The sequence below is a fragment of the Inhella proteolytica genome, assembly GCF_016093275.1.
GTDB lineage: Bacteria > Pseudomonadota > Gammaproteobacteria > Burkholderiales > Burkholderiaceae_C > Inhella > Inhella proteolytica.
The window spans coordinates 123,391-136,649 of the sequence record NZ_JAEDAK010000005.1; the positions used below are offsets into that span (position 1 = coordinate 123,391).

14 protein-coding genes are annotated in these 13,259 nt (G+C 70.7%); 4 read left to right on the plus strand and 10 right to left on the minus strand.

Features of this window, described 5'->3' with window-relative positions:
- Positions 1-45 precede the first annotated feature (45 nt).
- The 3 genes from I7X39_RS09020 to I7X39_RS09030 all read right to left on the minus strand — a co-directional run bounded on the left by I7X39_RS09020 (position 46) and on the right by I7X39_RS09030 (position 2,106).
- Positions 46-1,386, minus strand: a complete 1,341-nt coding sequence (locus I7X39_RS09020) for a M56 family metallopeptidase (RefSeq protein ID WP_198110811.1) — start codon at positions 1,384-1,386, stop codon at positions 46-48.
- Complete coding sequence (locus I7X39_RS09025) at positions 1,379-1,744, minus strand: BlaI/MecI/CopY family transcriptional regulator (protein WP_198110813.1); 366 nt, start codon at positions 1,742-1,744, stop codon at positions 1,379-1,381. Before I7X39_RS09025 ends, I7X39_RS09020 begins: the two co-directional genes overlap by 8 nt.
- A gap of 131 nt (positions 1,745-1,875) precedes the next feature.
- Positions 1,876-2,106: a DUF3820 family protein gene (locus I7X39_RS09030; protein ID WP_198110815.1), complete on the minus strand. Its 231-nt coding sequence runs from the start codon at positions 2,104-2,106 to the stop codon at positions 1,876-1,878.
- 78 nt (positions 2,107-2,184) lie between these two features.
- Between I7X39_RS09030 and I7X39_RS09035 the strand changes: the two genes are divergently transcribed.
- Positions 2,185-2,568 (plus strand): putative zinc-binding protein, encoded by a 384-nt coding sequence (locus I7X39_RS09035; protein ID WP_198110816.1) that lies wholly within the window; start codon positions 2,185-2,187, stop codon positions 2,566-2,568.
- Here the strand turns inward: I7X39_RS09035 and I7X39_RS09040 are convergent.
- Both I7X39_RS09040 and I7X39_RS23680 read right to left on the minus strand, forming a co-directional pair.
- On the minus strand, positions 2,558-5,398 hold the full coding sequence (locus I7X39_RS09040) for a TonB-dependent receptor domain-containing protein (protein WP_198110818.1): 2,841 nt from the start codon (positions 5,396-5,398) through the stop codon (positions 2,558-2,560). The genes I7X39_RS09035 and I7X39_RS09040 overlap by 11 nt on opposite strands.
- A gap of 219 nt (positions 5,399-5,617) precedes the next feature.
- Positions 5,618-6,646, minus strand: a complete 1,029-nt coding sequence (locus I7X39_RS23680) for a helix-turn-helix transcriptional regulator (RefSeq protein ID WP_198110820.1) — start codon at positions 6,644-6,646, stop codon at positions 5,618-5,620.
- A gap of 81 nt (positions 6,647-6,727) precedes the next feature.
- Between I7X39_RS23680 and I7X39_RS09050 the strand changes: the two genes are divergently transcribed.
- The 3 genes from I7X39_RS09050 (at position 6,728) to I7X39_RS09060 (ending at position 9,963) form a co-directional block, all read left to right on the plus strand.
- Positions 6,728-7,348 carry a DUF1579 domain-containing protein gene (locus I7X39_RS09050; RefSeq protein WP_198110822.1) on the plus strand — a complete coding sequence of 207 codons (621 nt, stop codon included), beginning with the start codon at positions 6,728-6,730 and terminating at the stop codon, positions 7,346-7,348.
- Between the two features lie 91 nt (positions 7,349-7,439).
- Positions 7,440-8,651, plus strand: a complete 1,212-nt coding sequence (locus tag I7X39_RS09055; RefSeq protein WP_198110824.1) for an NAD(P)H-dependent flavin oxidoreductase — start codon at positions 7,440-7,442, stop codon at positions 8,649-8,651.
- Between the two features lie 10 nt (positions 8,652-8,661).
- The gene (locus I7X39_RS09060) at positions 8,662-9,963 is read left to right on the plus strand and encodes an NnrS family protein (RefSeq protein WP_198110826.1); all 1,302 of its coding nucleotides are present in this window, start codon (positions 8,662-8,664) and stop codon (positions 9,961-9,963) included.
- On the opposite strand, the gene I7X39_RS09065 is transcribed toward I7X39_RS09060, so the two are convergent.
- The 5 genes from I7X39_RS09065 to I7X39_RS09085 all read right to left on the minus strand — a co-directional run bounded on the left by I7X39_RS09065 (position 9,964) and on the right by I7X39_RS09085 (position 13,235).
- Positions 9,964-10,512 (minus strand): hypothetical protein, encoded by a 549-nt coding sequence (locus tag I7X39_RS09065; protein ID WP_198110828.1) that lies wholly within the window; start codon positions 10,510-10,512, stop codon positions 9,964-9,966.
- Positions 10,513-10,647: 135 nt separating this feature from the next.
- Positions 10,648-11,055 carry a DUF3052 domain-containing protein gene (locus I7X39_RS09070; RefSeq protein WP_232351843.1) on the minus strand — a complete coding sequence of 136 codons (408 nt, stop codon included), beginning with the start codon at positions 11,053-11,055 and terminating at the stop codon, positions 10,648-10,650.
- Positions 11,056-11,097: 42 nt separating this feature from the next.
- Positions 11,098-11,367: a hypothetical protein gene (locus I7X39_RS09075; RefSeq protein ID WP_198110830.1), complete on the minus strand. Its 270-nt coding sequence runs from the start codon at positions 11,365-11,367 to the stop codon at positions 11,098-11,100.
- A gap of 105 nt (positions 11,368-11,472) precedes the next feature.
- Positions 11,473-11,898 carry a nuclear transport factor 2 family protein gene (locus I7X39_RS09080; protein ID WP_198110832.1) on the minus strand — a complete coding sequence of 142 codons (426 nt, stop codon included), beginning with the start codon at positions 11,896-11,898 and terminating at the stop codon, positions 11,473-11,475.
- Positions 11,899-12,095: 197 nt separating this feature from the next.
- Positions 12,096-13,235: a Kelch repeat-containing protein gene (locus tag I7X39_RS09085; RefSeq protein WP_198110834.1), complete on the minus strand. Its 1,140-nt coding sequence runs from the start codon at positions 13,233-13,235 to the stop codon at positions 12,096-12,098.
- Positions 13,236-13,259: the final 24 nt, after the last annotated feature.

A 13,259-nucleotide genomic window follows, 5' to 3' on the forward strand; every position in this document is an offset into this window, starting at 1 on the left:
CTGAAGGTCAGGCGCTCTTGTGGCGCTCTTCTGGCGCGGGCTGCCTTAGCGGGCAGGACTCTGGGCCTGGCTGGGCATCAGCAAGTACTCGAACCGCACCCGATGGCCGGCCCGGGTCTGGAGTTCCGTGGCCTGCCAGGAGCCGGGCTTGAGCGACGTGATCTGGCCACCCAACTGTGCGGGGTCTGGCCGCCCTGGGTGCCGCGGCAGGGAAACGGCGCCCTGCTCGCCCACCACGACCCAGCCGGCCAGGTTGCCGTCGTGATCGGTCTGGATGCTGATGAGCTCGGCGTAGATGGGTTGGCCATCCAGGGTGTGGGTGGATTGCGCCACCTGGCTGAGCTTCGGTTTGAAGTCCGTCCAACTCTCCGCCCAGGTACCGCCGTCAACCTGCGAACGAGCCAGCACCCTTACCGCCCCCGCCGCAACCACCGTGGGGTCTCCCAGCGGCTGCACGGCCGCGCCATGGGTGGCGTACACCCCGAATGCGGGCAGGGCGGCCAGCAGGGCGGCGCTGACCAGCAGGACACGTGATCGTCGGTTCGTTCCCTGCTTGACCCAGCGCAGTCGCTCGATCAAGGGGTGAGCCGAGCGCCAGCCATGAGCGAGTGCGGAGGATGGGCTGAGGGCGTGGGCTTTCAGCAAGGCGTCCCAATAGGGTTGGCGGGCGCTGCGATCCAGTGCCGCCAGTGCGCTGGCGTCGCAAGCCAACTCCTGGTCGCGCTGGAAGCGGCGCAGGGCCCACCAGGCCAGCGGGTTGAACCAGTTCAGCACCAGCAGCAGGGTGGCCAACAGGTTCCACAGCGTGTCGCAGCGCTGCGCGTGCACGCGTTCGTGGGCCAGGATCAGCTGCTGCTCGGTCGCCGTGAAGCGCTGCTCGAAGTCCACCGGCAAGGCCAGACGTGGTCGCAGCAGGCCCACCACTGCGGGGCTGAAGCCAGCGGGCAGCGCCCAACGGCCGCGCTCACGGTCCCAGCTGAGCTCGCGTGCCCAGCGTCGATGCTGAAGCGCGAATGCGGCGCTCAGCAGCAGGACCCCAAAGCCATAGGCCGCGGCCAGGACGGGCTGCCAGCTCTTGCCGGAAGCCGCATCCGGCATGGTTTTGGGGGCGGCAGGGGCCGGAGCTCGCAGTTGCAGCGCAGACAGGGCCTGGCGCTTGGCCTGGTCCAGGGCCTGGACGGCGGCGGGCGGCGCGGCTGCCATCGAAACCGGGGGCGGCGGCAGTGCAGCCGCCAGCACGCACAGCGGCACCGCCCACCACACCCAGTACTGCGCTTGCGGCCCAGCAAGGGCGCGGGCCAGCGGGCGCAGCAGGGCCACCAAGGCGATCGCCAGGCAGAACAGCAGGGGCAAGGGGGTGCCGTGGAACACCAGGAGGCTAGGCATCGGGCTGATCCTTCAGCAAGGCCGCAAGCGCGCGGCGGTCCTCGGGGCTGAGCGGTCGCTGGTCCGCGAAGTGCGTTACCAGCGCAGAGAGCCGGCCGTTGAAGAAGCGATCCAGCAACGTCGTGCTCTGGGCGCGCAGCCAGTCCTCGCGCTGAAGCAGCGGCTGGTACAGAAAGCGGCGGCCGTCCTTCTCGGCGGCAATCGCCTGCTTGCCCAGCAGTCGGTTCAGCAAGGTCTTGACCGTGCCTGGCTGCCAGCCCTGGGCGGGCCCAAGAGCGGCGACGAGATCTTCCGAGGTGGCCGAGCCCCGCTCCCACAAGAACTCCATCACATGGAGCTCCGCTTCACTGATTCGCATGCTTGCGTTTATGGTTGTAAACGGCGTTCAGTCTACAAACGTAAACGTTCAGATCAAGCCCAATCTGCCTGGGGGATACCCGCGGGAGGATGGTTCTGCTGGCTCACCTGGATGGGCGCTGTGCGCCGGCTTCAGCGCCGGCCGTCGCGCAGCGGTCGCAGCAGATCCTTGAGGCCGTTGTGGTCGATGGTGTGCATCAGCGCCAGCAGCCGGCCCAGCTCGCCCTTGGGAAAGCCCTCGCGCGCGAACCAGGCCAGGTAGTTGCTGGGCAGATCGGCCAGCAGCAGGCCCTGGTGCTTGCCGAAAGGCATGGTCTGGGTAACGAGCTTGAGCAGGTCGTCGGGCGGGAGGGGCGAGGACATCGCGCGCAGTGTCGCCGTCGGGGTCGGGCTTGAAGTGCTTCAAGGCGCGCCGCGCGGTAGGGCGGCAAGCTTTGCGCCATGTCCGGTCCGCCCGCCGCCGCTGAACTGCCGCTGGTTTATTCCTGCTCGGGCTGCTCCAGCGCCGCCCAACTGGCCAACCACCTGGCCGTGCGCCTGGACCGCGAGGGCCTGGCCGAGATGTCCTGCATCGCCGGCCTGGGTGGCGACGTGAAGCCGCTGGTGCGGCTGGCGCAGCGCGCCGTGGAGAGCGGCCGCACGGTGCTGGCGATCGACGGCTGCGCACTCGAATGCGTGCGCCACAGCCTGACGCGCCTTGGGCTGGCACCCACGCTGCAACTGCGCCTGCACGAGCTGGGCGTGCGCAAGGTGCAGCATGGGGAGTTCGACCCCGCGCAGGCGGCCGAACTCCTGCGGCATTGCCGCAGCCTGATCAGTACCTGACCGTCGCCGTCACATACCACTGCCGCCCCAGCGGGCTGGCGTAGCGCGGGTCGAAGCCGGCCTGGTTGCCGCCGCCCGAGGTGCGGATGGACAGCGGTGGGTCGCGGTCGAGCAGGTTCTTGGCGCCCAGGGTCAGGCTCAGGTGCTTGTTCCAGTCCAGCCGGGTCTGCCAGTCCAGGGTGCTGAAGGCGGCGACGTCGCGCACCACGGTGGCGTAGTCGCCCAGCGTGCCGTCGGCATTCACCACCTTGATCGAGCCGTCTTCCGCGGTCTGCACGGCGTCGTGGTAACCCGAGCGCCAGTTCCACGCCAGGGTGTGGCTGAACAGGGCGTCCTGCTTCAGCGTGGCGGCCAGGCGCTGCACGATGCGGGCGGTGACGTTGTTGTAGCCGTCAAAGCGGCCCACGCTGCTTTCCACCTCGCCGCCGATCTCGACCTCGGAGCGCAGCATGTAGGTGCCGTTCCACTCGATCTTGAGCTTGCCGATGCCCAGGTCGCTGCTGCTGCTGAGCTCCCAGTCGATGCCGCTGTAGCGCGAACGGCCGAGGTTGAAGTTGGGCAGCAGGGTGGCCAGCTTGTTGGCGCCCAGGCCGGCGTCGAACACGGTGCGGAACAGGCCGTCGTAGCCGGCCGGGTTCTTGAAGGGGAAGGTCTCGGGCAGGGCGACGATCTGGTTCTTCATCTTGACCCACCAGGCGTCCATGCCGAAGCTCAGGTTGCGCGTTGGCTCCAGGCGGAAGCCGATGGTGCGGTTCTGGCTCTCCTCGGGCTTGAGGCCCAGCGCGCCGCTCAAGGGGTTGCCACCGGTCAGCAGGTCGTACTGGGTGGTACCGCGGCAATCCACCGCGCGCGGGTCGGGGGCCTTCACCGGGCAGGGGTACTTGCCGCTGGTGACACCGAAGTCCTGCAGCGGCTGGGTGATCTCGTCCAGGTTCGGGGCCTTGAAGCCGCTGCCCAGCGAGCCGCGCAGCAGCCACTCGCGCGTGGGCGCCACGCGCAGCGCCAGCTTGTAGGTGGACTTGCTGTTCGCATTGCCCTGGCTGCCCGGGGCGTCCAGCGTGCCGTCGCTTTTGAACAGGTAGCGGTTGCGGGCCTTGGCGTAGTCGTCCCAGCGCACGGCGGCGGTCAGGTCCACGCCCTTGTAGAGCGGCATCAGCAGCTCGCCGAAGGCGCCCCAGTTGTTGCGCGAGGCGCCCACCGGCAGCGCGCCGGGGGAGGAGCCGAACACGGTGTCGTTGGCGCCGCCGATCTTGTTGGGGCCCTGGTTGATGGGGCTGGGCAGGGAGTCGTACTGCTGGCGCGCGAGGTCCACGCCCACGCCGAGCTGGGCGCCGCCGGCCGGCAGGCTGAACAGCTCGCCCGAACCGCGCAGGCTCAGCACGTCCAGCGCCGTCTCGGTGCGGGTGGCGCGCTCGTGCAGCACGCAGGGGGCGAACAAGGCGGCGTTGCCACCGGCCGCGGCAAAGGGGTTGACCTTGCCGGCGCTCACCAGGCCGGCGTAGCAGTTGCGGCTCATGTAGCCGCCGTCGTAGTCGTTGTCCTGCTGGCTGGTGGAGTGCACCAGGCTGGCGCTGTAGTCGAAGTCGCGCCACTGCCCTTCGATGCCAAAGGCCAGGTGCTGGGCGCGCGTCTGGTACAGATTGGCGCGGCCGCCGGCATCGACGAAGCGGTTGTTGGTGGTGGCGCGGCTGACGTTGGCTGGGTCCACGCCCATCGTCGCCAGGTGCGGCAGCACGTACTCCTTGTAGAGCGGGTCGGCCAGCGAGAGCGCGATGCCCTGCGCCGCCGGCGCGTAGCGGGCGCGCTGGTCGAACTGCGACAGCACCACCTCACCGAACAGGGTGGTGTTCTTGTCCAGCTTGAATTGGCCGGCGCTGAAGAAGCTGTCGCGCGTCGAGTCCGGGATCAGCTGCACGGTGGCGGCGAAGTCGAAGTAGCAGGCCTTGTCGGGGCCCACCGTGGTCAGCGCGGTGTTGGGTGCGCACTGGCCGTTCTTCAGGTAGTTCGGTGAGAAGGTCACGGCGCTGTAGGGCTCGCCGTCCTTGACGATGGGGTTCTTCAAGCCGAGCGTGACGGAGGCCGGCGTGGTGTTCACCGCCAGCTGGTACAGCGCATAGCGCTGGCCGCCATGCGTGAACTCGCGGATGCCCGAGGCGCCGAAGGGGCGGTCGGCAGCGTTGAGTTCCTTCTGCTCGTCGTGCGCGTAGGTCATCAGCAGGCTGAAGCGGTCTTTGTCCAGGTCGCCGAAGCCCTTGGAGAGCGAGAAGCTGCTGCTGGCGCCGCCCTTCTGCTCGGGCTGGTTGTGGCTGAGGTTCAGCACCCAGTCCGTCTGCCCGCGGCGCAGGATGAAGTTGACGACGCCGGCCACGGCGTCCGAGCCGTACAGGGCCGAGGCGCCATCGGTCAGCACCTCCACGCGCTCCACCGCGGCGAGGGGAATGCTGGCCAGGTTCACTGCCGAGCCGGCGTTGTAGGCGGCCAGGCGGCGGCCGTTCAGCAGCACCAGGGTGTAGCGCGCGCCCAAGGAATGCAGCGAGGCGTTCTGCACCCCACCGCCGCTGCCGTTGACGGACTCGGCCGCCACCGTGAAGCCCTGCATCGAGGGCAGCGCCTGGATCAGGTCCTCGGCGCTCTTGGCGCCGCTGCGCTCGATGTCCAGGCGGCTGATCACCTGCACCGGCAGCGCGCCCTGGTCGGCCAGACGCTTGATGGACGAGCCGGTGACCTCGACGCGCTCCAGCAGCGTCTGGGGTTCTTGTTGGGCCTGGGCGCCGGTGGCGGCCAGCGCGGCGCACACCGCCAGGAACAGGCGGGACTTCTTCGCTTGCATGGGAACTCCGAAAAGGGGGAGGCGCGCGGCGGCCACGGCGGCAGCGGCGGGCAGGGGGGGAGGTGGAAAACGGGAACGGATCGGCCGCGGCCCGGGCCTTGTGGGCCGGGGTGCAACGGGGCGTGACTGTGCGGAGCGCGGGCGCTTCTGGCTTGAGGCGGCTCGGCGCGCGCGGGCCCGAAATCGGCACAGTGGCCGAATGGCGAAGTCAGCGGGTTTCTAAGCCGCGGCGAACTTGCGCCACAGGCCCTGCCGATCGCTCACCTGCAGGCGCTGGTAGAGCGAGCGGCTCAGGGTCTTGAGCGTGGACTCGGCCACGCCCAGCTGGCGCGCGATGGCCTCCACGCTCGCGCTGCCCAGCAGCGCCTGAGCCACCTGCAGCTCGCGCCGGCTTAAGGACGCCTCGCGCGCCAGCGTCAGCAGTTTCAGCTCGGGGTGGCTCAGGCGGTCCCACTCCACCGCCACCCAGGGGCGGGCGGTGCCCAGGGCACCGAGTGGGCGCAGGCGCAAGCGGTAGCGGCCGTCGCTCAAGCTGAGGTCGAACTCGGTGGCATCGGCCGTTGTCTCCAACCGCCCCAGCGCCTGCTGCAGCCGGGCCTGGAAATCTGCGCCCGCCGGGCTGGCCTCCAGCAAGGCCAGCAGGCGGCGGCCGCGGGCACAGGCCTGCAGCAGGCGGCCGTCGGCGTCCAGCACCATCAGCGCGGCACCGGGCTGCACCAGGGCCGGCGCGGGCGGGCCCGCCTCGCGTGCCAGCAGCCCGCCCAGCGCGCCCTGCAGGCGTTCGGCCTGGCGCAGGTCGGCTGGCGCGAAGCGCCCCTTGTGCGGGCCGCTGGCGCTGCGCACGCAGCTGACGATGGCGCGCAGCCCCGGCTGCCAGTAGGGCAAGCTCAGCACCGCACCCAGGCCCAGCGGGCGCACCACGGTGTCGTACACCTCGCGGCCGCGCAGCACCTGCTCGTCCAGGCCATAGACCTGGCGCGCCTGCAGGCGCTGCAGCGCAATGCGGCGGTGCACGGCCTGGGCGTGGCGGTTGTCGGCCACATAGGCCTCGATGGCCTCGGCATTCCAGCCCGGGTCGGCATAGAACTCGTTCATGCCGGCCTGCTCGTCGTACCAGTGCACCACCAGCGAATCCAGGCCGATGCAGCGGTCCAGATGCCGCTGCAGCTCCCGCATCAGGTCGGGCAGGGGCAGCTGCAACGCATCCAGGCGCTGGAACTCCAGGAAAGGGCGGGCGGCTTGGACCACGCGCCGATTATGGAAAGCCCTCGGCCCGGGCTCCTCCCCAGGGGGGAGGCAAGTGCGGCCCCGCTGGCTTAGCCTGTGGGCATGCCTACCCAATCCCACAAGCCGCCGCGCGGCACCGCCCTGCTGGCCTGCGTGCTGGTGTGCCTCGGTCTGAGCCTGCTGGGCCTGCCCGAAGCAGCCCGCGCCCAGAATCCCTACGACCCCGCCGTGCGCCAGGCCGCCCAGCGCCAGGCCCTGAGCGCACTGGCCGGCTTCGAAGGCGAATGGCGCGGCAGCGCCCGCACCCTGCTGCCCAACGGCCAATGGCTTGAGCTGACGCAGACCGAACGCTTCGGCCCCATGCTCGACGGCACCTTGCGCGTGGTGGAAGGCCGCGGCTACGACGCCGAGGGCAAGCTGCGCTTCAACGCCTTCGGCACCATTTCTTGGCGCCCGCAAACGCAGAGCTACGGCTTTTATTCCTACGCCATGGGCTTCGAGGGCGACCATCCCTTCGAGCTGAAGCCGGACGGTTTCGTGTGGAGCACGGCCGCCGGCCCGAACGCGCGCCTGCGCTACACCGCCACGCTGAAGGACGGGGTGTGGACGGAGATCGGCGAGCGCATCGCCGAGGGCCAGGAACCGCGCAAGGTCTACGAGATGACAGTTCGCCGCATCGGCCCCAGCAGCTGGCCGGCCGGGGGCGCGGTCGGGCCGCAATAAGCGCTCGGTCGAAGCGACAGCTTGAACTGCATCAAAGACCCGCGCCGGCAGAAACCCTAGGCTCGCGGTCCGCAATTTCCGGACCTGAGCCATGACTGCCTTTGCCTCCCTGGACCTGGCGCGCGCGCGCGCCGGTCTGCGCGCCCTCAGCCTGGCGGGGCGTCAGCTCCTGCCCATCGTGCAGGGCGGCATGGGGGTCGGCGTCTCGGCCCACCGCCTCGCCGGCGCCGTGGCCGCGCAGGGGGGCGTGGGCACCATTTCCTCGGTGGACCTGCGCCGCCACCACCCCGACCTGATGGCGCGCAGCGAGGGCCTGCCGGAGAACGAGACCAAGAAGGCCGTCATCCAGGCCGCCAACCAGGAAGCGCTGGCGCGCGAGATCCAGGCCGCGCGCGAGATCGCCAAGGGCGCCGGTCTGGTGGCCGTGAACGTGATGCGCGCGGTCAGCGACTACGCCGCCTCCATCAAGACCGCGCTGGAGAACGGCATCGACGCCGTGGTGGTGGGCGCCGGCCTGCCGCTGGACCTGCCCGGCCTGGCCAAGGAACACCCCAAGACCGCGCTCATTCCGATCCTGAGCGACGCCCGCGGCGTGGCCCTGGTGCTGAAGAAATGGGAGCGCCAGCAGCGCCTGCCCGACGCCATCGTCATCGAGCACCCCGGCCATGCCGCCGGCCACTTGGGCGCGGCCAAGATCGCCGACGTCAACGACGCCCGCTTCGAGTTCGAAACCGTGCTGCCAGCGGTGCGCCAGCTGCTGCGCGACGCCGGCGTCGAAGGCCAGGTGCCGCTGATCGCCGCCGGCGGCATCCGCCGCTGCGAGGACATCCAGCGCGTGCAGGCCCTGGGGGCCGACGCCGCCCAGCTCGGCACCGCCTTCGTCGCCACCGACGAGTGCGACGCCGACATCGAGTTCAAGCGCGTGCTGGCGGGTGCGCGCGAAGAAGACCTGGTCGAGATCACCAGCGTGGCCGGCCTGCCGGCGCGCGCCGTGCTCACGCCCTGGCTGAAGAAATACCTTGGCGCCGAAGCGCGGCTGCAGGCCGTGGCCCAGGTCAAGAGCCGCTGCACCCTGGCCTTTGATTGCCTGCAGCAATGCGGCCTGCGCGACGGCATGAAGGGCTGGGGCCAGTTCTGCATCGACCAACGCCTGGCCGCCGCGCTGCGCGGCGACACCCGCGGCGGCCTGTTCTTCCGCGGCCGCGGCGGCATGCCCTTTGGCGAGCACATCACCAGCGTGCGCCAGCTGATGGAACGCCTGCTCACCCCCGGCATCGCCCTGGGGACTGCCCCCGGAGTCTGAGCCCACCACCGTGGCCACCTTTCCCCTGCACATGCAGGCCCCGCCGCCCATGCCGCCCGCGCCTCCGCAGAGCGGCTGGCGCCTGGCGCGCCTGCTCAGCGCACCGCACCGCCTGGGCTTCTTCAGCGCCGCGGTGTGGCTGGCGCTCAGCGCGCTGTGGTGGGGCGCGGTGCTGCTGGCGCGCGCCTGCGGGCTGGAGCCGCCCTGGGCGGTGGCGCCAGCGCAGGCCCATGGCCTGCTGCTGGCCTTCAGCTTCATGCCGCTCTTCATCGTCGGCTTCTTGTTCACCGCCGGCCCGCGCTGGCTGGCCCAGCCCGAGGTGGACGCACGCGACCTGCTGCCCGGCGTGCTGGCGCTGCTGATGGGCTGGCTGCTGGTGCTGCCGGGCGTTCACTTCGGCGCGCCGCTGGCGGCGGCCGGTGTGGCCGTGGCGGCCGGCGGCTGGGCGCTGCTGCTGCGCCGCTACCTGCACATCCTGCGCGCCAGCCAGGTGGCCGACCGCCTGCATGCGCAGATCGTGGCTGGCGCCGCGGCCTACGGCCTGCTCGCCCTGGCCCTGGCTGCCTTCGCGCTCTGGCAGGGCCAGGCGGCGCTGCTGGGCGCGGCCATCCAGCTGGCCCTCTGGGGTTTCCTGGCGCCGGTGTTCACCGCCGTCTCGCACCGCATGCTGCCCTTCTTCACCCAGGCCGTGCTGCCGGCGCTGGAGGCCTGGCGGCCCGAGTGGCTGCTGGTGGCCATGCTGAGCGCCCTGGGTGCCACCGCACTGGCCGGCTTTGCGAGCGCGCTCTGGAGCCCGCTGCCGGCCCTGCTGCTGGCCGCCCTGGCGCTGGTGCAGGCCGCGGCCGCGGGCCTGCTGCTGTGGCTGGCGCTGCGCTGGGGCCTGCTGCACAGCCTGCGCGGCAAAGGCCTGCGCCTCTTGGCCATGCTGCATGGCGGCTTCGTCTGGCTCGGCCTGGCGTTTGCGCTCGGCGCGGCGTCGAACGCGCTGCAGGCCGCCGGCCAGGCCAGCCTGGGCCTGGCGCCGCTGCATGCGCTCACCATGGGTTATTTGGGCTGCACGCTCATCGCCATGATCACCCGCGTCAGCGCCGGCCACAGCGGCCGCCCGCTGGCCGTGGACGGCCCGGCCTGGGCGCTCTACCTGCTGCTGCAGGCGGCGGTGCTGGCGCGCGTGCTGGCGGCCCTGTGGCCCGCGCAGGCCACGCCGCTCACACTGGCGGCGATCGGCGGCTGGGCGCTGGCTTGTGTGAGCTGGGCCTTGCGCTACGGCAGCTGGCTCGGCCGCCCGCGGGCGGATGGAAGGCCGGGCTGATCAGAACGCATGCGGCGGCTGCCGCTGCTGCACGACCGGCGAGCGTGGGCGGTCCACGTCCAATCGCGCCGGGCCGAGTGAGAAGTCCGCGCCCTCGGCATTGCCCGAGAAGCGGTCGACGATGAGCTTCTTGCGGTCGAAGACCTTGAGACTCACGCCGCTGCCTTGGCCCACGGCGATGGCCACGTAGTAGGTGATGGCGCCCTTGCTGAAGTAGACGAGGTCCTGGCCCATGCGCGGGCCGGTGGGGCGGCTGAAGACCGCGAAGGGCCGGGTGGGGCTCGCGACCTCTTCCAGTTCCACCTGGCCCGCGGCGCCGTAGCGGTACACCAGCTTCTGGAACGGTTCTTCGGCCCGGTCCGCACACACCGAGAGGAACTTGCCGCTGCGGGCATTGACGTAGCCCTCCGCCGCGGCGCGCATCGGGCCCATCCAGGCATTCACCACGGCCACCTCATCGGCCAGGCAGTGGCTGGGCACGCTGGCTTGCGCGGCGGGGTGAAGCAGGGCGGGCAACAGCAGGCCCAGCCAGTTCGTCTGGAGGTTCATGGTTCGGAGGGTTGCTTGGACAGGGTGAGAGGCAGCGGCGCGCGGCCGAAAGGTCGGTATTGGAGGCGCCTTCCGCACCCCCCGGGGTACGGGCACCCATGCGCACCGCCTGGCCGCCTTGATGCGCGCCACGCCTCAGCGCAACTCCTTGCGCACCACCAGCTTCAAGCCGGACCACACCTCGGTGACGGCGCAGACCTTGATGTCCACGAAGCCCAGCGGCAGCGCCAGCTCGCGCACCGTGTCTTCGGTGATGTCGGTGGGCACCTTGGCGGACTTCTTGGGCCAGGACACCCAGACCATCGCACTCGGTTTGAGCTGCGCGCGCAAGGTGGTCAGCGCCTTCTGCAACTCGGCGCGCTGGGCGGTGAAGAGATGCACGATGTCGGTGTCCGGCGTCAGCCAGGGCTCGAACTGCACCGCCGCCGGCAAGGGTGCCAGCCACGCGGCGTAGCCCTCGGGTGCGCCGACCACATGCACGCGGCTGCCGTCCTTGATGCCGAGCTTCTTGGCCAGGGGGGTGCCTGAGTAGCCTGATGCCATGTGCGGGACTTCCTGTGCGAGTTCAAGTGGTGCGTCGGACCGTCAGCCTGGCTGAGCTGCCGCATTCAGCGCCCTTCCTGGGCGCTCGCGCTCATACCTGTCGACCAACTCGTATAGCCGCAGAAGTTCCTTGGTCTGCTCTTGCGCACCCTCAAGCAAATCGACGTGGTGACGAACAAGGTAGAGCTCGTTTTCACTGCGGATGGAGCCGCGCGCCCTGATCACGGCGAGGCGCTCAGCGTCTTTGTCAGCGAGTTCTGGAAACTGAACAACGACTGCGACCAATTTGGTGAGCTTGTCGGTTCGTGCCAAGGGGGGCTCCCGCAGCAGGTTGTAGAGGTAGACCGCTGACGATTCTTGCCTCGCAAGTGGTCGACCAGAAGAGCGGCCGCCGATGAAGGTCTGCCCCTCACTCAGTCAAACCGCCCGGCGCCCGAAGCTCAGCACCCGGGTGATCTGCCACCGGCCCTGCTCTTGATGCCACACGATGACGAACTCGGCCGCGCCCTCGCAGGCCCCGGACTTGAACTTGCAGAAGCGATGGACACCCGTGGCGATGGCCCCGTAGTCCTTGATCGGATAGACCCGCAGGCTGCCCGGCACGAGTTCGCGGCGGAAGTGGCCGCAGACGTGCTTCTGCGTGTTGGCGAGCATGGCGCTGCGGTTCCAGGTCACCCCACCGTTGTCGTGAAAGAACTCGACGGAATCGGAGAAGTACTGGGCGTGTCGGTCGAGCTGGCCCGGGGTCTCGGGTGCTTGCAGGGTGGGGGACGGTGGGTTCAGCGCGCAGGCCGTGGCGAGGCCGCAGAGGCTCAGGGCGGCAAGGGTGCGTGGGGTCTTCAAATCGGGCTACCGGTGGGTCGGTGTTGGCCAGGTGTCGCCAGTGCGGACCGGCTTCGCCGGATCCTGCGCAGGACGTAGGCGGGACGCAAACCCGGTGCGACAGACTGCAGGCCACGATCCATCGGCCGTGGCCTGCGCCCCAAGCGCATTTGGCGCTGAGGGCTGCCCAGGGCGCGCCGAGCCCTGGCCCTGCAGGCTCACCCGAACAGCAGCCCGCTGGTGGCCAGCGCGCCGCGGTTCTCTCCGCCCAGCAGCAGCACCCGCCCTGAGGGCAGGGCCGTGGCGCTCAACCATTCGCGCGGGCTGGGCAGCGGAGGGAGGGCGCGCACGCCGGGGCCAGCCTGCAGGGCGGCAGCCACGGCCTGACCCGATGGATCCACCCCGCCGAACAGCAGCAAGGCGCCCCCCGGGGTGATGGCCGACGCAGCCGCCAGGCTGGGCAGGGCAGGCGCCAGGGCTTCCACGCGCCAGGGCTCGCGGCGCAGCAGCAGCACGCCCGGGTTGGGTGCCTGGGGCGTGGCACCGGTCTCGCCGCCGGCCAGCAGCAGGTCCCCGCTGGGCAGCAGCTGGGCGGCGTGGCCGGCGCGGCCCAGCGCGGGGTCGCTGAAGAGCTGGCTGGTCTCGGTGGCGGGGTCCCACAGCTCGGCGCTGGCGGCCATGCCGGTGCCGGTAAAGCCGCCCACGAAGAGCACACGGCCGTCTCCCAGCAGGGTGGCGCTGTGGCCTTGGCGGGGCTGCTGCAGCGGCCGTGCGGCAAAACGCCATTGACCGGTTTGCGGGTCCCACAGCTCCAGCGTCGGGCTCACGCCGCCGAAGTAGCCCTCGGAGCTGCTGCCCCCGGCAACGAGAAGGCGCCCGTCGCGCAGGCGCGTGGCGGTATGCGCCAGCCGGCTGGGTGAGGCCAGCGCGGGCTGGCTGGTACCGCGGCCCAGGTCCACCCACTCGGCCGTGCGCGAGCCCGACAGCGAGCGCGCACCACCGTGCACAAAGAGGCGCTGTGCGTCCAGCGCCAGGACCTGCGACTGGGAGCGCCCGGTGCTCAGGCTCGCGCCCATACGCCATTGCTGCGCCTCGGTGTCGAACAGGTCCACCGAGGCCGAGAAGCTGGGCTGGCCGCGCGAGCCCCCCACCACGGCGACGGAGCGGGCGTCCAGGGCCACGGCGCTGTGCAGCGAGAGGGGGAAGGGCTGGGCCACCGGGCGGTAGTCGGGCGGTGCCGGGGCGGGCGGGTTGCCGGAACCACCCCCACCGCCGCCACAGGCGGCGAGCGTGGTGAGAGAGAGACCGCCGAAACCGGCAGACAGAAGGCGGCGGCGCGTCCAGATGGGAAGGGACATGGAAATCTCCGGGAAGGGCGGGAA

Excerpts from the sequence above, each read along its gene's own strand:
- I7X39_RS09025 (WP_198110813.1), bottom strand. The coding sequence starts at position 1,744 with ATGCGAATCAGTGAAGCGGAGCTCCATGTGATGGAGTTCTTGTGGGAG.
- I7X39_RS09065 (WP_198110828.1), bottom strand. The coding sequence starts at position 10,512 with ATGAACCTCCAGACGAACTGGCTGGGCCTGCTGTTGCCCGCCCTGCTT.
- I7X39_RS09030 (WP_198110815.1), bottom strand. The coding sequence starts at position 2,106 with ATGTCCTCGCCCCTCCCGCCCGACGACCTGCTCAAGCTCGTTACCCAG.
- I7X39_RS09050 (WP_198110822.1), top strand. The coding sequence starts at position 6,728 with ATGCCTACCCAATCCCACAAGCCGCCGCGCGGCACCGCCCTGCTGGCC.
- I7X39_RS09035 (WP_198110816.1), top strand. The coding sequence starts at position 2,185 with ATGTCCGGTCCGCCCGCCGCCGCTGAACTGCCGCTGGTTTATTCCTGC.
- I7X39_RS09070 (WP_232351843.1), bottom strand. The coding sequence starts at position 11,055 with ATGGCATCAGGCTACTCAGGCACCCCCCTGGCCAAGAAGCTCGGCATC.
- I7X39_RS09085 (WP_198110834.1), bottom strand. The coding sequence starts at position 13,235 with ATGTCCCTTCCCATCTGGACGCGCCGCCGCCTTCTGTCTGCCGGTTTC.
- I7X39_RS09020 (WP_198110811.1), bottom strand. The coding sequence starts at position 1,386 with ATGCCTAGCCTCCTGGTGTTCCACGGCACCCCCTTGCCCCTGCTGTTC.
- I7X39_RS09055 (WP_198110824.1), top strand. The coding sequence starts at position 7,440 with ATGACTGCCTTTGCCTCCCTGGACCTGGCGCGCGCGCGCGCCGGTCTG.
- I7X39_RS09040 (WP_198110818.1), bottom strand. The coding sequence starts at position 5,398 with ATGCAAGCGAAGAAGTCCCGCCTGTTCCTGGCGGTGTGCGCCGCGCTG.